This window comes from Nostoc sp. LEGE 12447, from assembly GCF_015206985.1.
In the GTDB taxonomy this organism is placed as follows: domain Bacteria; phylum Cyanobacteriota; class Cyanobacteriia; order Cyanobacteriales; family Nostocaceae; genus Nostoc.
The window spans coordinates 439,941-457,254 of sequence record NZ_JADEXT010000002.1; the positions used below are offsets into that span (position 1 = coordinate 439,941).

General features: G+C 40.2%; 16 protein-coding genes. 9 read left to right on the forward strand and 7 right to left on the reverse strand.

Translation table 11 applies throughout. From position 1 onward, the window contains the following. Positions 1 to 350: 350 nt before the first annotated feature. On the reverse strand, positions 351 to 1,574 hold the full coding sequence (locus tag IQ274_RS04375) for a glycoside hydrolase family 10 protein (RefSeq protein ID WP_228058026.1): 1,224 nt from the start codon (positions 1,572 to 1,574) through the stop codon (positions 351 to 353). A 413-nt stretch (positions 1,575 to 1,987) separates the two neighbouring features. On the opposite strand from IQ274_RS04375, the gene bchI reads away from it, so the two are divergent. After that, on the forward strand, positions 1,988 to 3,112 hold the full coding sequence (gene bchI / locus IQ274_RS04380) for a magnesium chelatase ATPase subunit I (protein ID WP_163929426.1): 1,125 nt from the start codon (positions 1,988 to 1,990) through the stop codon (positions 3,110 to 3,112). 121 nt (positions 3,113 to 3,233) lie between these two features. After that, complete coding sequence (locus tag IQ274_RS04385; RefSeq protein WP_163929427.1) at positions 3,234 to 3,530, forward strand: hypothetical protein; 297 nt, start codon at positions 3,234 to 3,236, stop codon at positions 3,528 to 3,530. Between the two features lie 80 nt (positions 3,531 to 3,610). Here the strand turns inward: IQ274_RS04385 and IQ274_RS04390 are convergent, their stop codons facing one another. From IQ274_RS04390 to IQ274_RS04400, 3 genes are all read right to left on the reverse strand, one after another. Then, positions 3,611 to 4,699 (reverse strand): DNA polymerase beta superfamily protein, encoded by a 1,089-nt coding sequence (locus tag IQ274_RS04390; RefSeq protein ID WP_163929428.1) that lies wholly within the window; start codon positions 4,697 to 4,699, stop codon positions 3,611 to 3,613. Between the two features lie 300 nt (positions 4,700 to 4,999). Beyond that, entirely contained in the window at positions 5,000 to 5,233 is a 234-nt protein-coding gene (locus IQ274_RS04395) for a Nif11-like leader peptide family natural product precursor (RefSeq protein WP_012412345.1), read from the reverse strand. Between the two features lie 423 nt (positions 5,234 to 5,656). Continuing rightward, positions 5,657 to 7,735, reverse strand: a complete 2,079-nt coding sequence (locus IQ274_RS04400) for a beta strand repeat-containing protein (RefSeq protein ID WP_194141531.1) — start codon at positions 7,733 to 7,735, stop codon at positions 5,657 to 5,659. 1,189 nt (positions 7,736 to 8,924) lie between these two features. On the opposite strand from IQ274_RS04400, the gene rplU reads away from it, so the two are divergent. From rplU to IQ274_RS04415, 3 genes are all read left to right on the forward strand, one after another. Next, positions 8,925 to 9,332 carry a 50S ribosomal protein L21 gene (gene rplU / locus IQ274_RS04405; protein WP_163929454.1) on the forward strand — a complete coding sequence of 136 codons (408 nt, stop codon included), beginning with the start codon at positions 8,925 to 8,927 and terminating at the stop codon, positions 9,330 to 9,332. 37 nt (positions 9,333 to 9,369) lie between these two features. After that, on the forward strand, positions 9,370 to 9,666 hold the full coding sequence (gene rpmA, locus IQ274_RS04410; protein ID WP_114084255.1) for a 50S ribosomal protein L27: 297 nt from the start codon (positions 9,370 to 9,372) through the stop codon (positions 9,664 to 9,666). A gap of 560 nt (positions 9,667 to 10,226) precedes the next feature. Beyond that, positions 10,227 to 10,943, forward strand: coding sequence for a molybdopterin-dependent oxidoreductase (locus IQ274_RS04415; protein ID WP_194141532.1), 717 nt, complete (start codon positions 10,227 to 10,229; stop codon positions 10,941 to 10,943). 321 nt (positions 10,944 to 11,264) lie between these two features. Here the strand turns inward: IQ274_RS04415 and IQ274_RS04420 are convergent, their stop codons facing one another. Together IQ274_RS04420 and IQ274_RS04425 are read right to left on the reverse strand one after the other, a co-directional pair. Then, positions 11,265 to 11,720: a pentapeptide repeat-containing protein gene (locus tag IQ274_RS04420; RefSeq protein WP_163929430.1), complete on the reverse strand. Its 456-nt coding sequence runs from the start codon at positions 11,718 to 11,720 to the stop codon at positions 11,265 to 11,267. Between the two features lie 306 nt (positions 11,721 to 12,026). Beyond that, positions 12,027 to 12,896 carry an alpha/beta fold hydrolase gene (locus tag IQ274_RS04425; RefSeq protein ID WP_163929431.1) on the reverse strand — a complete coding sequence of 290 codons (870 nt, stop codon included), beginning with the start codon at positions 12,894 to 12,896 and terminating at the stop codon, positions 12,027 to 12,029. Positions 12,897 to 13,104: 208 nt separating this feature from the next. On the opposite strand from IQ274_RS04425, the gene IQ274_RS04430 reads away from it, so the two are divergent. The 4 genes from IQ274_RS04430 to IQ274_RS04445 all read left to right on the forward strand — a co-directional run bounded on the left by IQ274_RS04430 (position 13,105) and on the right by IQ274_RS04445 (position 16,089). Beyond that, positions 13,105 to 13,923 (forward strand): DUF1206 domain-containing protein, encoded by an 819-nt coding sequence (locus IQ274_RS04430; RefSeq protein ID WP_163929432.1) that lies wholly within the window; start codon positions 13,105 to 13,107, stop codon positions 13,921 to 13,923. Positions 13,924 to 14,086: 163 nt separating this feature from the next. Then, a complete protein-coding gene (locus IQ274_RS04435; protein ID WP_194141533.1) occupies positions 14,087 to 15,232 on the forward strand; it encodes a glycoside hydrolase family 10 protein in 1,146 nt (381 codons plus the stop codon). 12 nt (positions 15,233 to 15,244) lie between these two features. Next, complete coding sequence (locus IQ274_RS04440) at positions 15,245 to 15,676, forward strand: DUF2358 domain-containing protein (protein ID WP_194141534.1); 432 nt, start codon at positions 15,245 to 15,247, stop codon at positions 15,674 to 15,676. Between the two features lie 11 nt (positions 15,677 to 15,687). Continuing rightward, the gene (locus tag IQ274_RS04445) at positions 15,688 to 16,089 is read left to right on the forward strand and encodes a helix-turn-helix domain-containing protein (protein ID WP_194141535.1); all 402 of its coding nucleotides are present in this window, start codon (positions 15,688 to 15,690) and stop codon (positions 16,087 to 16,089) included. A gap of 167 nt (positions 16,090 to 16,256) precedes the next feature. On the opposite strand, the gene IQ274_RS04450 is transcribed toward IQ274_RS04445, so the two are convergent. Beyond that, complete coding sequence (locus IQ274_RS04450) at positions 16,257 to 17,273, reverse strand: hypothetical protein (RefSeq protein ID WP_194141536.1); 1,017 nt, start codon at positions 17,271 to 17,273, stop codon at positions 16,257 to 16,259. Positions 17,274 to 17,314 lie beyond the last annotated feature (41 nt).

Sequence of the window (17,314 nt, forward strand, 5' to 3'; positions counted from 1 at the left end):
TAAGTAAAATCTTAGAAAGACTGTGCTTTAGGGGAGAGGCTGGAACTAGCTCTAACTCAAAGGATTGCAGCAATCCATTACCCTAATTGTCAGTATTCCCAAACCTATATACTGTCTAACTAATTATCAGGATATTTATTTAGAATTAAATGTATGAATAAAGACTTTAATTGAGGCGATCGCACCATTGAAAGTAAAATTAGGCTATTTTGGGCTTTATCTAACAAGATTCCTAGCTTCTTTGCAGAAGCTAGGAATCTAAGCCTTTCAGAATGATAGGCGACATCGCACTACTATTAGACAAAAAAACGTTAATTTATAGTCTATTAACGTAATCTTCAACAGAAAAGTTATTCAATTCTGGCGCGGAGTGCAGGAGATGGAAAGAGACTTCCAAATCCAACTTGTCGCTCGTTTAAGGGTTCTAGAGCATCGTTCCAAAGACTTTCATAATAAAAGAAAGTTACGCCTAAACCGCGTTCTTGGGCAGCCCGCACCTGAGACTTAATTTGCTGCATAGGAACTGGATTATTTCGTAACCCAGTCATAATACCAATTCCAGTTGGAATTATTTTTTGGGCTTCTTGAATTTCTGAGCGAGAAATATTAGCCACAAAACTTTGCAGATTCGGACGATAAACTTGCACTATTAACTCGTCCACAATATTTTGCCGTATCCAACTCAGCCAGTCTTGCAGGTGAAACTTGTAAGCAAAATCATAGTAATTAGGAGAAACAGAGAAAATCGCCTGGGGTTTTCTCTGCTTCACAGCTTGGTTAAGTTGTACCATGAAAGCCGTAATTTTATCTGCCCGCCACTTTACCCATGCCGCATCTTGGGAATTCTTTGGGGGAGCATTCTTGGTTTCTTTGGTGTACAAAGCAACTGTATATTGGTCGTAACCAAATTCGTGAGGCAAACTCATGTGATCGTCAAACTGAATGCCATCGGCATCATATTGAGTGACAGTTTCCAGCACGAGGTTGGTGATGAACTGTTGTACTTGCGGAAGGAACGGATTGAGCCACATAACCTCACCAGCCGCACTGATAGAAGTTTGGCTACCATCCCGCTTTTGTGTGAACCAATCAGGATAATTCAGTGCTAGTTCTGACGTTGGGGGAGCCATGAAACCAAATTCAAACCAGGGAATCACTAGCAATCCTTTACGATGAGCTTGGTTAATCAGGTCTGCAAGAATATCATGTCCATCTGAACCTTTATAGATAAAAGGTTGGATACCTGCACGTTGTGCGATCGCACTGGGATACATCACATAACCAGAATTCCACACTACAGGATAAATTGTGTTGAAGTTCAGCCGTCGTAATTGACTTACCGCATCCTGGACTTTGGAGCGATCCTTGAGAGTGTCAAAATCATTGGTGGTCATCCAAACCCCACGAATTTCTTGACGGGGTATCTGTGCGATGGCACTGAAGCCCCCACCTTCGGTAATCGCAGGAGTGAAACTGTCCACCAACAATACTGTAAAAAAGGATATTAAAATGAGAATCGGAAAAAGATACTTAAGTAGTCGCCGCCAACTTTGAATAATAAAAAGTGATTTCATAAATTTGAATGGTGCATTAGCTACCCACACACGCCATTGCTCGCTTTTACGATTGAATCTACTAACCATATAGTCTACAAGTATTTATGCTTAGTACAGGATTGATGAGTTGGTAGTTGTTCGTTCCCTGCTTATGGAACTTTTGCACCAGAAAAACTAAAGCAGACAATATTAAGATAGTTGACGCAGCTAGTAAGCATTTGTGCCCAATAGATATTGGTATGAGGAATGGGGAATGGGAAATGAGGAATGGGGAATGGGAAATGGGAAATGGGGAGGGCAAGAATTTCTTCGTTAGCTTCCCCTGCTCTCCCTGCCCCCTTCCTCCTTCCCCCTGATCTTCACACTCCCCCACACCCCACCTGTGTCACAATAGAGAACTGTAATAAGAAAAATATTGTTAAGGTAATTTAGTGAGTCCAACTGCTCAATCCACGGCAAGTGCGCGTCGCGTGGTATTTCCTTTTACGGCAATTGTGGGCCAGGAAGAAATGAAACTGGCGCTCCTATTGAACGTGATTGACCCCAAAATTGGTGGTGTAATGATCATGGGCGATCGCGGTACCGGTAAATCCACAACTATCCGGGCGCTGGCGGATCTGCTGCCAGAAATTTCTGTGGTTGCCAATGACCCCTTCAGTAGCGATCCTAGCGACCCCGACTTGATGAGCGATGAAGTTCGCCAACTCTTAGAACAAGGGGCGGAAATTCCTGTAGCTCATAAAAAAGTCCAAATGGTAGACCTGCCGCTAGGAGCTACAGAAGACCGAGTTTGTGGCACAATCGACATTGAGAAAGCTTTATCTGAAGGTGTCAAAGCCTTTGAACCAGGACTACTGGCAAAGGCTAATCGGGGTATTCTCTATGTAGATGAAGTCAACTTACTAGATGACCACCTCGTAGACGTGCTGCTCGACTCGGCGGCGAGTGGATGGAACACTGTAGAACGCGAAGGTATTTCTATCCGTCACCCAGCGCGTTTTGTTCTTGTGGGTTCTGGAAACCCTGAAGAAGGCGAACTACGCCCGCAACTGCTCGATCGCTTTGGGATGCACGCAGAAATTCACACCGTAAAAGAACCAGCCTTGCGGGTGCAAATCGTAGAACAACGGGCAGATTTTGACCAAAATCCTCTAGTATTTCTCGAAAGCTACAAACCCCAGCAAGAAGCATTGCAAGAGCAAATTGTCAATGCTCAACAGCTTTTGCCAGAAGTGAAACTTGACTATGAACTGCGGGTAAAAATTTCTGAAGTCTGTTCTGAATTGGATGTAGATGGTTTGCGGGGTGACATTGTTAGTAACCGCGCCGCGAAAGCCTTAACAGCTTATGAAGGACGCACTGAAGTTACAGTTGATGATATCTGCCGTGTGATTACCCTATGTTTGCGTCACAGACTGCGGAAAGACCCCTTAGAATCGATTGATTCTGGCTACAAAGTCGCCAAAGTTTTTAGCCGCGTCTTTGGCGTAGAATTACCAGAAAGTGATGCTGCACAAAAAAACGGCACAGGTCAAAAGTTAGGGGCTAGAAGTTAAAAATTAGAAGTGAGGAGTTAGGAGTTAAAAGTTTTGAATGGAAAGCTGCTTCATAACTAACAACTCTTAACTCAGCACGGGCTAAAGTCCCCGCTACCGCTAACAATATTCAACACTGACTATGAGATTTTGGTCTTTTTGGTTCAACAGCTTTGTTTTATCTAGCCAATACAACCCACCCAGGTTTGTAGAATTATTGATGCTTTTATTAGCGATCGCTATGCTGGCAATAGCCACAATTTTACCGGACATACCCTATTTAATCTTAGGCTTGAGCCTAGTAGTTGGGGCATCTATTTCTATTTTAGTACGGGAAGCGATCGCGCCCTCACCCCAGGCGCGAATTACCCAACTAACAGCATCGTTATTGCTGATCATCAGCCTCTATGGGTTTGCTGATTTAATGTACAGTATTTAATGGTGAATAGGGAATAGGGAATGGGGAAGAAACTAATTAACAATGCCTCATGCCCCATACCCAATCCCCAATGCGCCCAATCACCAATTCTGCATTTCTACCAATTCCATACACAACTTATTAATTTCCTCTAAATCAGGTTTGTGAGGGAGGGTAGATTGTTCGTAAACAACCTCCATTTCAGCGACTAAATCTTCTGCTATTTTCATCACTTGCTCATAAGAATACTCACCCTTCAAAATAGCTCTTAAATCTTCAACATCACCAGCTATTCTTCTATCTACAATCACTTCACCTTGACGCAATATTTCTACTCCACTGCGTAATAATCTAATGCAGTGCATACCATGTTTGAGGTCAAAACCTGACTTTCTTTCCATTTCTGCTCTAGCCGGATTTCTATTTTCTTGCCAAGATAAGTAAGCTTTCCATTCTCTTAAAGCTATTTGATAATTTTGGCTTTTTTGAAGCAGGCGGATAAAATCTTTACGGCTATTGGTTAAATTTTGAGTATATTCTAAAGTTTCATCGGGTAAAGTATATTGTTTTAACACTCCTTTAAAATCAATATCTGCCGTCAGCAATTTGTATAACTGTTCCGCTTCTTCCAAAAACTCAATCCGTCCTCTGATTAAATTATAAAGATACTCCAGAAAAGCATTTAGCTCATCTTTGCTGAGGGGGGCTTCGTTTTCTATGGCGAAGTCAGATGGTATTGGCTTTTTTTGTGGTGGCTTTAACAACCATTTACGATGAGTTTCCATCTTTTTGATTTGAGCAAAGGCATAACCAGTGTAAGTATGTTTTACCTTCTTGCTCAAAAATAGCTGCTTATGATTAATTAAATGCTGTCCAACTGCGTTTACAAAAGGATAGTTATTTAACCAGAGCAATTCTAAAACATTGGGATTCGCGCCGGCTAATAACAGAAGGATTTTTCTTAATTCATATATAACTGTGTCTTTGTTGCCATCCAGGAATGAAAATATTCCTGGTTCATCCCAACCAGTATCTTTTTGTTCTATACGATCAAATCCCAAGTAGTACCTTTTGGGCGCGATAAATACTCCCCGATAATCAAAGTCCGAATCAGGACGATTTAAACCATAGCCGTGGCTACCTGCCAAACCAATTAAAATAGTTCTTTGCTCAACTTCTATTCTTTCCATATCACCTGATTAAAATATAGCCATCCTAACTCACGAGTTAGGCAGGTGGGCAATAATTGTCGGTTAAGGGGAAAAGGGGAAGGGGAAAGGAAAAACCTTTACCCTTTAACCTTTTCCCAAAACTCAATTCCGAGTTAAAAATGCAAAATCCGAGCAGTATTGGGCAGGTGGGGAGATGGGAAGCAGAGTTGCTTAATTTCACAGAAATGCCCCTAAAGGAGATGATGCAACGGTATCCCCTTGAGGAGCAAAACTTGTCAATTCAGTTGTTCATATATTTTCAGTTTCCTAGAATAGGAATTATCTAGGAAGAATGTGCCGTCTAGTTCCCCATCCTGGATTGACAATGGCGGCTAAATCTTCTTCTGATAACTTGTTGATTTCATTTTCCAGTTCATCAGTTGTGAAGTCATAACCACGCTCTTTAGCAATCTTGATGAAAGCTTCTGGATCAGCTGTTGCTTTAAGCTTTTGCTGCAATGCTTGATCTTTTTTTACGGCTTGAAAAAGTCGAGTAGCATTTTGCTGTGTCATGACAAATCCATCTCCTGTTTTAAATATCAGGTTTGAATGTAGTAATTTGACTTTTTTGGTTCACTAAATTCTGTAAAGAACTATTAGATTAAGCGTGTAATTTTGATTTTAAAACAAATAAGATAAATGTGTGGATTTTGACAAGAAACTATATGTTTGGGTCTAAAATATTTCTACTAGTTTATAAAAATCATTCCTCAGATAGAAGCAGTTTTTAAATAAAAAGCACCAATTCTGATTTTTGGGTAAGCGATCGCCACTTACCCAGGAAATGATCCTATTACCTAGACTTGGAACTTTAGCGACGGTGCTGACACAGTAATTGCAGAAAATGTCAACCACATCTTTGCTAACAAATGTTCTGGAGGTATGTTGATGATGTAATAGGACTCATGTTTGATTTTTGAAAAGAACCGATCACAATTAAGCAATCACATAAAAATTGTTGTTGGTTAGTGACACTCCAGCAGATAGTTGTGCAAATTTTACCTGAGTAAAAGCATCCCCACTACCATCTTGGTCAAAGTACAATGCACCTGTAGTATCATCATAGATAAATCGCTGATCGCTACTGGTTGCAGATGTTCCAATGGTAAATTTACTCTCAAAAAGAAGACCTAGTGATAACCCCCCATCAAAACCAGTAGCTGATACCTGAATAAATTCATTAGTTGCGTTGAAGTCATAAATAGTATCAACGCCTTCATTGAAACTATTGAAATCAAAGCTATCACTACCATTACCTCCATATAAGGCATCATTACCTTTGCCGCCTATCAGGATATCACTACCAGCACCACCCTTGAGGGTGTTATCACCAGAAGCGCCAGAAGCAGAGAGAAAATCATTGCCATTGCCACCATCAAGTAAATTATCGCCTGTTGATATGTCAACATTTAAGGTATCGTTACCAGCGCCACCGTTGAGGGTGTTATTGCCTGAGGAAATCCGATAGAAGCCTATTTCGTTGCTGTAGTAGCTGGAGGCTGTGAGAAAATCATTGCCATTGCCACCATCAAGTAGATTATCGCCTGTTGATATGTCAACATTTAAGGTATCGTTACCAGAACCACCGTTAAGGGTATTATTGCCAGAAGAAGTAGTACCGCCGAAGAGGTAGCTAGAGGCAGATAGATAATCATTATCATCGCCCCCATCCAGAAGGTTATTGCCTTTGGAAAAGCCAACATCCAAGGTATCGTCACCAGTGCCACCGTTGAGGGTGTTATTGCCAAAAAACCCTCCTACTGATCCTTGGGAACCCACTCCACCAAAAGCAGAGAGAGAATCATTACCATCGCCCCCATCGAGTAGATTATCGCCTGTTGATATGTCAATATTCAAAGTATCGTTACCAGCACCACCATTTAGAGTGTTATTGCCTGTGGATGGATAGAAGCCGTATATAGTGCTGTCACCAGAGGCGGAGAAATAATCATTGCCATCGCCCCCATTAAGTAGGTTATCGCCTGTTGATAAGTCAACATTTAAGGTATCGTTACCAGCACCACCGTTGAGGGTATTATTTCCAGAAGTGTTAGAGAAGTCACGGTAGAAGGTATAGGCAGAGAGATAATCATTGCCATCGCCCCCATTGAGTAGGTTATCGCCTGTTGATAAGTCAACATTTAAGGTATCGTTACCAGCGCCACCGTTGAGGGTATTACTGCCAGAAGCGTCATAGAATGTGTATTCGTTGTCGTAGTAGCGAGAGGCAGAGAGATAATCATTACCATCGCCACCATCAAGTAGATTATCGCCTGTCAAACCGTCAACATTCAAGTAATCGTTACCCGTGTCACCGTTGAGGATGTTATTCCCTGCACCACCAACGAGTTTATCATTCCCTACACCACCAATGAGAGTATCATTCCCCGTACCGCCACGCAGGAGGTCGTCGCCACTTTTGCCATCGATACGGTCATTACCCCCTTGACCATTAATGACATCATCTGAGTTGTTAAAGCCGATGACATCGTTATTCAGGTCGTTAAAGAAGGTGACTGTGTTTTTATTGAACAGGTTTTGTTGAGTCGAGTTGGCATTGACGACATCAAAGCTGTCCTGAATGCTGGTTTGTCCATCAAACAAGATATTGCCCACTGTTGCTAGGTTATCAAGGTTTTCTAGAGTAAAGTTTTGCAGGGTGACTTTGATATTATCCTGGCGTTCAAAGGTAATTTCCAGATTGCTGCCATTCTGTGTCAGCAGCAGATTTTGGGCATTTAAGTTATTACCTTGGAATATCAGTGTGTCTACTTCGGCAATGGTTGCTGCCGAGGGATTTGAGCCTTTACCTATACCACCGAAATCGGTGATGATATCATTGTCGTTGTAGTCGGAAAAAGTGTAAATAAATTTATCGTTGCCACCGCCACCAGTTAGGATGTCCTCCCTTGCATTAGCTGGAATGGTATAGTTCCCGCCTTTACTGTCAATCGTATCAGCCTCGAAGCTACCTACTAAGCTATCATTACCGTTGGTTCCAATGATATTTGCCATAACTTTTAAGTTTTTAGCCTGCTGTTAGTACTGTTTTAGGGCAAAATGAACTCGCCAAAACTGTCAACTTTTGCCAATACTTTCAAATCATCCTTGAGGGTTAGCAATTTTTCCCGAAGATTCACTCTCTTGAGTAGCTTGTAAGTAATATGTATCCAACTATGTAGGACTATCTAAGTCTTAGGCACTGTCAAATTACTTGGGGTGTGAATTCAGGATAATAGGTCGTTTCAGACTTTTTTCAAAAATCTTTGATTCAGTAGCTATTGTTAAAGAAGCGTCGAAAAATCAACTTTGAATGCCTGAAATCCACATTTACTTAATATTTGCCTTTTGCCAATGCGTAAGTCTTACTGTCTTGAAAATAGAGGATAGGCAAAATGATCTTTATGCTCTCATTGTCGGCTATTACTCCTAGGTATTTAGCTTAAAAATGTAAAACATTTAAATAACCTTACAATAAGTAAGTACAGAATATTTATTTCGATGTCTATACTTAAAAAGACATCTTTGCATAATCTTTACATTTTTGAGCGATAAATGTATATAAAATTACCGTTATTTGTGTAATTGTTTACATTTTGATATTGATTTGAGCAATACCTGGGTTAGGACTACGCCTAGTTGATGATGAAGAGCAAGCTATCGCATGGGATCATTTTACAATACCTCATTGGGGGTAAAGATAGGAATGCGATCGCCTAGCGTCTAAATTGGTGTTTGGTTGCTCTGAAAATCTGAGCAAGCCTGTATAAAGTTCGAGTGATAAAAGCGAAAACTGATACTTTGAAGGAGGCAGGAGGCACAAGGAGTAAATGATCAAGACCTGTCTGGTTGCAGCAGTTCAAGAGTGAGAGCAGTATTCCTTCACTCTTGAACTGCCTTCCTCGATAAACTTTTGCTAAACAGGGTTTTGAGGCTCTGATGGCAGGCAAGGATGACCTCGTTGTAGGCTCATTGAAAACCAAAATTCAGAGCAACGTCAGCAAGGTTTTGTCGGATACTATCATAATGAGAATTGCTGGGATGGCAAATGAAAGCTTGACTTAGCACCTGTAGATAAAATAGTATGTTAGATTGTCTGTCTAATTCCTGCTCGGATCAGGTAGACATATTACAAAAGCTGGCAAAAACCTCTCTACAGGAGATAAAAACCAGCTACCTGTACGGCAACCTCAAGGACAATTCCATGACTTACGCGATTATTGAAACTGGCGGCAAACAAATACGAGTAGAGCCAGGGCGGTTTTATGACATTGAACTGCTTCCTACCGAACCAGATGAAAAAGTTACAATAGACTCTGTATTACTCGTGCAGCACGATGGCGCAGTCAGCATTGGACAGCCACTAGTGACAGGTGCAACTGTAGAAGGGACTGTAATGCGACATTACAGAGGTCGTAAAGTCTTGGTATACAAGATGAAGCCGAAAAAGAAAACCCGCAAAAAACGGGGGCATCGTCAGGAAATTACCAGACTTATGATTGACTCCATCACCCTTAACGGTGAAGTATTTGTTGCCCAAGGAGAAGCGGAGAAGGAAACCCCCATTTTAGATGAGACTTCTGCTGAAGAAGTTGAAACCGCTGCTGAATAATAAAAAGAAGTAGATACAGATACATTAAGAGGAAATCATGGCTCATAAGAAAGGAACGGGTAGTACACGCAACGGTCGTGATTCTAACGCCCAACGTCTGGGTGTCAAGCGTTATGGCGGTCAAGTTGTGCGTGCAGGAAACATTCTCGTGCGTCAGCGCGGTACCAAATTTCACCCTGGTAACAACGTCGGTATTGGTAGCGATGACACTCTGTTCGCCTTAATCGACGGTGTTGTAATGTTTGAGAGAAAGGGCAAAACCCGTAAAAAAGTCAGTGTTTATTTACCTATAACTGCTGTTGAGACAGCCCCTGCTGAAGCAGTAGCAAGTTAAAGTCTTAGGGTGGGCAGTATTACCCACCCTAATCGCTAGTTAGCGCTGGTATGATAGTCAGATTTGCAATAAATATTTTAAAAGTCGCTTTTTTCCTCTGTTGTCCATAGATTAGTATCAGGATCATCAAAGCGCAGATATTCTTCAATAACAAAATATTACTCTAGAAAATTGGGTTGCGTAGCTTGCTGCTGTAGGCATCGCATATCAAGGCTTAAGCATCAATTATCTTTGTATGTTCCAAAGTTCAGGATAGCCAGCCAGAGATAGGTTTGTTCTGAAACTCTTAGGTAGGACTTACGCAATAACTCTCTCAAACTCTTATCTAGTTTATACTGCTATCATTCCAGTGCTACTGTTGGCAATCTTGAGTGGTCTGGCGATGTACAAACCTGCCCAACTGCATTGGATTTCGGGGCTGTTTGGTAGTTGGCAAACTCTAAGCACTGTTCACTTTATAACTGTTCCCACAGTCATACTGTTTACAATTGCTCATTCCTTACTTGCCCTGAAGGTAGGAAGCATCCGTCTAGTTAAGTCTATGTTCCTGTAGAGGTAATATGAGTCTGATTCTTCCCAAACGCACCTTATCCCGTCGCCAATTACTGCAACTATCTGGACTTTCAGGGGTAGGCTTTCTTTTAGGTGGCTGTGGGACAAATTTGTTCTCAGATAATCTGCGGCAAATATCTGAGCCACTAAACCAACGTCTAGAAGCACTCCTTTTAAGTCAGAAACCAGTTCCAGAATTTCCTGTTAGTGCCATAGAAGCAGACAAATTGCTAATCAATTCCTTTGACTTCACACCGCAAATTGATCCGGCGCAGTTTCGCCTGAAGATTGATGGCGAGGTTAGTAACCCGATGCAATTGAGTATGGGGGATATTGAAAAACTTCCCTTAACTTCAATGGTAATTCGTCATGTGTGTGTTGAAGGCTGGGCTGCGATCGTTCAATGGGGAGGCGTGCGATTGCGAGACTTAGTAGCGCTGGTACAGCCGAAGTCAAATGTCCGTTTTGTCTACTTTAAATCTGCTGATGGCTACTATGAAAGCTGGGATCTTGCCTCTGCTATACATCCCCAAACCCTGATGGCTTATCAAAAGAATGGACAACCATTATCAGTTGATAATGGTGCGCCTATGCGCCTAGCATCCCCAATTAAACTGGGCTATAAGCAAAGCAAGTGGGTGACTCAAATTACATTCGTCAGCAATTTGTTGCCTCTTAAAGGCTATTGGGAAGATCAGGGCTATGAGTGGTTTGCAGGACTATAGTCAGCAAAACAGTACCGAGTAAAGAAGTGGGAATTTGAGATTGCCACGGTGCGATAACCGCTTTCATACCCACTTTCCGAATTTGATAGTGAGTTTTTCCCGTAGGAACTAGCATCATTGATTATGTGCTTTCAAAATAGCACCAAGACAAATCGGCTCAATCCCAATAAGAAACCCCCTCTGCTTGCGTCATAGTAAAGTGATTACAAGCAAGAGGGGTTTCATTTTTTATTTTTGTATAGGCAGATTTTAAAGATAATGCTGGCCAAAAACCAGTTTCTCTGATGTTGTGTTTATTTTCACCTGCCTACTCAGTTCAGCCTATTTCCAATCGGGAATTTCGGCATCTTCTCCACCAATCCCGATTCCAGTGTTAAATATTTCGGCATCAGTTAGATTTAGATCGTTCATTGATGCTTTATACACATTAGAATCGTGAATCGTAGCGCGGGTAAAATTTACTCCGTTAAGATTGGTTTGCTTCAAATTAACATTGCTTACATAAGCTGATGTTAGGTTAGCACCTGCCAAATTAGCACCTGTTAAGTCAGCACCTTCGAGGTTAGCTCCTACAAGGTTTGCTCCTTCGAGCTTCGAGCCTCTCAAGTCAGCACCAATTAAATGAGCGCCACTGAGGTTAGCTCCCGACAAATTACACTGGATACATTCCCCAGTTGAAAGCAGCTTTTGTAAATCCTGCGGATTTTCGGCTCTAACCGAGCTAGCGAAAAATAGGGGAGTTGCTAAGGCCATGGCCGCTAATAGCTGGAGTTTCATATATTTTCCCCCTTAATAATCAAGTTGCGTCCGTTCTGTCCCTCACAACTCTATTATCTCACTAAACTTTGTGAGGTCAATGTATACTATGCGTTAATAAGTTGATTAAGATATGAACTTGCTATAATAGCGAGATAAAAAATTCTATATATCCTGTTTTCTGGTCGATTTTTACCCGATAAACCCTAAAAAGCTGCCAGTATTAAATCTCTGTTAAATATTTTAAAGGCTTGCACTGCTTGGCATAATTTGGCAGTTTTATAGGTATTTATACTTTATCAATTGATTTGATCGTAAATTTGCAAATTAGGTTAAGTCTATTAGAAATTCTCGCATATACTGATTGACCAATTCAGGCTGTTCTTGCTGCACCCAATGGCCACAATTAGGAATATACTTAATTTGAAAGTTTTGGACATAAGCTGCGGTGTCATAGGTTAGTTCCTTGCCGAGTGCAGTGTCATTTTCTCCCCAAATCATCAGTGTTGGCACTTCCAAAACGCCCCAACTTGGATTTAGCATTCTCTGCTGAAAAATATTGCGGTAATAGTTCAACATTGCTGTCAGGGCACCGCGTTTTGCAGCAGCATTTTTATATGCCTCAATATCCGCTTTGGTGAAAGCACTCTTGTTAACTGCTGTACCTTTAAAAGCTGTTTCAATAGCTTGGTAGTCGGAAGATTGTAAAAGTAATTCTGGTATCCACGGTAGTTGAAAGAGGAATATGTAGTTGCTACGTAGCAACTGTTGGGGAGTGCGTAACCCTTGGGCAAATTTGGCAGGATGAGGCAGGTTAAGAATAATTAATTGTTCTAACATTTCGGGGTGAGTGTATGCAAAATTCCAAGCGATCGCACCTCCCCAATCATGTCCAACTAAAACACACTTTTGGTATCCTAATCCTTTGATTACTCCCTCAACATCTTTGATAAACTCATCCATGACATAAGCTGATTGCTCATTTGGTTTATCACTATCGTTGTAACCACGCAAGTCAAGGGCGACTACTTTGAAATTTTGGGCAAATTCTGGTATTTGATGCCGCCAAGAGTACCAAAACTCTGGAAACCCGTGCAACATCAACATTAATGGCCCTTCACCTTGGGTAACATAGTGTAGTTTTACTCCATTGGTAGTTATATATTCGTGTTTCCAAGAACTTTCTATTAGAGACATAATTAATCAAAATTCAGGATTAAAAAGTACTAAATAATAATACTGCACTTAATAACTGTAATAGTATTTTGAGGAGTCTTACATCTATTAAAAGACAGTATTACGATAGTGATTTTTTGCAAAAACATTAGATAATTTGCCCTGGGGTAGATGTGAATTGTGGGTAAATTTTGGTAAAGGATAGATATAATAATTCTTCCCAAATACTATGACACAACAGTTGACAAACCATGCTTCATTGTGGGTTGAGCGACTGGGACGATTTGGCTATGTTTCCAAGGGAGTAGTTTACGGTATAGTTGGACTACTGGCAGCACAGGCGGCTTTTGGCAACGGTGGTAAAACAACTGATACCCAAGGCGCTCTCCAAACAATCGTTAACCAGCCATTTGGTAAATTTTTGCTGGCTTTAGTTGCAATTGGCTTGATTGGATACGTAATCTGGCGTTTTGTACAGGCAATTAAAGACCCAGAAAATAAAGGTAATGATGCCAAAGGTTTGGCAGTACGAATTGGTTACGCAGTTAATGGCTTGATTTATGCAAGTTTAGCCTTAAGTGCTGTGAAAATTGTTATGGGTACAGGCGGCGGTAAAAATAGTAGTGATTCTACTGAAGATTGGACAGCACGTTTGCTTTCTCAACCTTTTGGTCAATGGTTAGTTGGAACTGCGGGGGTGTTTGTAATTGCTCTAGGTTTCTATCAGTTTTATCAAGCTTTTAGTGGGAAATTTCGTAAAGAACTCAATTTAACTCAGTTAAGCAACAAAGAAGCTCAATGGGTAATGAGGATTTCCAGATTTGGTTTGGCGGCACGGGGTATAGTATTTTGTATTATCGGTTGGTTTTTAATTGAAGCAGCAAGGCAATCTAACGCCGCTACCGCCGAAGGTTTGGATGAAGTATTACAGACGCTAGCGCAACAGCCTAACGGGGTATGGCTTTTGGGTATTGTGGCGTTAGGTTTGGTTGCCTATGGAATTTACACAATAATACAGGCTCGGTATCGTCGGCTAGTCAATGTTTAGATGGTGCGGTGCTGAGAATTTCAATCAAACAGAATTCAGGAGTCAGAATTCAGTATGGGTATTGTGTATGATTGGCGGACGAATAATCGGGTTTAAAACCCCCACAAAACAAGAAAGTTTGGTCCACTAATTGCTTCTGACTCCTGAATTCTTCTTCAAAGAAATGGCAATAATAGAAACCCGTGGTATCTGGCTGACCACTACTGATAGTAAAGTTCTCAGGTCAAAGCAACGTATTGCTGAGGCAATGGATTTTCTAGCAGAGACGGGATTTAATGTGGTGTTTCCCGTTGTTTGGAACAAGGCAGTAACTCTGTATCCCAGTCAAACAATGCAGCAGACATTTGGAGTCGAAATTGACCCTATGTCTGTAGGTCGTGACCCTTTAGAAGAGGTGGTAGTTGAGGCGCGGCGAGTTGGATTGAAAGTCATTCCTTGGTTTGAATACGGTTTTGCCAGTTCCTACAATTTGAATGGTGGTGTACTTTTACAGAAAAAACCGGAATGGGCTGCGCGTGATTTTAACGGCAACTTACTAAATAAAAATGGCTTTGAGTGGTTGAATGCCCTCGACTCACAGGTACAGGAATTCTTCTTGAATTTGGTGCTGGAAGTTGTAAAGAATTATGATGTGGATGGTATCCAAGGTGACGATCGCTTGCCAGCATTCCCCTGTGAAGGTGGCTATGATGAGGGAACTGTCAGCCGCTATCGCCAGGAATTCGATCGCAATCCACCAGAGAATCCCAAGGATAGGCAATGGTTACAGTGGCGTGCAGATATTCTGACTGAGTTTTTGGCGCGTCTCTACGGGGAGGTAAAAGCAGTTAATCCTAATTTGCTAGTAGCGATCGCACCTAATATCCATGATTGGGCATTCCAGGAATATCTGCAAGACTCACCCGCATGGCTGAAGCGGGGAATAGTTGATATGATTCAGCCGCAGATTTACCGCCGTGACTTTGGGAGTTACGCTGCGATCGCTGATAAACTAGTAAACCAGCAGTTCACAGATACGACACTGCCGAAGTTAGCACCGGGAATACTGATGAAGCTTGGCAATTATTGTATTAGTCCAGAATATCTGGTGCAGGCAATTGAATACAATCGCCAACTTGGGATTCAAGGAGAGGTATTCTTTTTTTACGAAGGTTTGCGCGAAAATAACAATACCCTAGCTAAAGTTTTGCGAAATGGGCCCTATGCTAAGTCTGCATCATTTCCCACTCTGTCAGATTTGAGTGCGGGTGGTGTAAATAACAAGAGGACATCTTCAATTTGGCAAAGGTTGTTAAAAAAGATTTTTTAAGGGAAAAGGCGCGTGGAATTTCAATTATCGGTGGAACAGGTAATTAAAACTCTAAAAGAAGATTTACCAACACTTTTTGAAAAAGATATTTCTTATGACATTTATACAGATGATATCTACTTTAAAGACCCAGTAAATACATTCAAATACAAATTTAACTATCGCATTATATTTTGGACTTTGCGATTTCACGCTCGGCTATTTTTTACCCAAATTTACTTTGATGTACATGAGGTTTATCAGTCAGCCGAAGATACGATTTTAGCAAAGTGGACGGTGCGGGGAGTGTTGCGGGTTCCTTGGAAAGCTGGGTTGCTTTTTAATGGCTATTCAACGTATAAACTCAACCAAGATAACTTGATATATGAGCATATCGACACATGGGATCGTAAACCTGGAGAGATTTTACGGCAGTTTTGGCAAAGGGGAAAGATGGCTAATTAGCTATTGGAAAAATGACCCTTACTTTTAACTCAAACATTTACAGCCAATTGCTATCTCAACATCAACCTCGGATTATCAAGACAGAAGAGGAAAATGAGAAGTTTTTAGAAACTGTTGAAGAATTGCTTTCTCGTTCCCATCTAACTCTTGAAGAAGATGCTTTGTTGGAATTATTGGTAAAACTGAGTGAGGATTTTGAAGATAAGCACTATCAGCTTAATTCCTCAACACCTCGCTCAAGACTCTTGCATTTGATGGAAGCTAGAACTTTGGAACAAGCTGATTTGGTAGAAATTCTGGGTTCAAGCGAGATTGTTACTAAAATCATGAATGGCGAACTAGAAATCACTAAAAAACAAGCTGAGGCTTTGGGAAAGTTTTTTCACGTTGATGCAAGTTTGTTTATTTTATAAGCTGATTTTTCAGGATTTTATAAGTTTACGAATGCTAATTACTTTACCAAAATCTAACTTTCATCTTTTAACCTCAATTATTCTCTTCCTAGAGTCATAAAAAGAAGTTAACATAATAAAACACAGTAACTACTTCTATATACTCAGTTCAGTTTCATCTACTCAAGCTATGATATTGCTTCTACTGTAAGTTCTTCTTCAAGAATAGTGAATTTTTGTAATTTCCCTTTAATTTGACTAGCACTTTTAGTATTGAATTGATATATATTAACAATAATAATAAAATACGTTTTTCCATTAAAAAATATTCTGACTGGAAAATTAGAGTTTCCATAATTTGTAACTATATCTATTTCAGCATTATCAAAATTGAATAAGAATAAATAGCCTATCGATTTATTGTAATCATTTGCATATTTAACTATTTGCTTGAAGCCATCTATTATTCTATTCTTACCATAATTATTATTATTTCTATCAAAAATTTTGACTTCTAGTACCAATGGATCTTTGGTATTTAAAAGACTTACTATATCTGCTTCACCCGATGGCGATGGAGGTTGTGATAATGGATAATCAATACCTTGGTCAAATAGAAACTTTCTTAAATCTTTATCTAAAACTTTCTCTTGTTTACCTTGTTTATCTGGATTACCTTGATTATCCTCATAAAGTTTGCGAAGTTCCTCTTTAAAAAACCATTCACATCGTTGCTTATATTTTTCTAACAGATATAAAACTGTACTACTTTCATCAAGTTTATCTTGGATGTAATATACTAATGGATCAATATATTGAGATACAAACAATCTTGGTCTTTCTGATGGCTGCGTAGTGCCATCAATCACAGAGGAATTTAAATATAAAGGTGTATCATCATCTTGTAAGATTTTTAATAAATTATAATGATATATTACACGCTCAGTTTCATCTACAAACTTTTTATTTTCAAATATAGAAAAAAGCATCCCAGCTCTTAGTGCATCTCTACATTTTTCTCTAGGATTAATTCCAGAACTATCAGTTACTATTTGTAACTCTAATAATATAGAGTTGAGAACGGATGTATTTTCTAATTTTTCTAAAAAATAATCTAGTTGTCTATGTAGTTGATTGTAATGTGCATTAGCAACCCTGTTTCTCCATTCTTCAATATTATTACGTAGAGATTTATTAATATACATTTTGAGATTTATAGAAAAGAATTAGATTCAATTATAAGGTG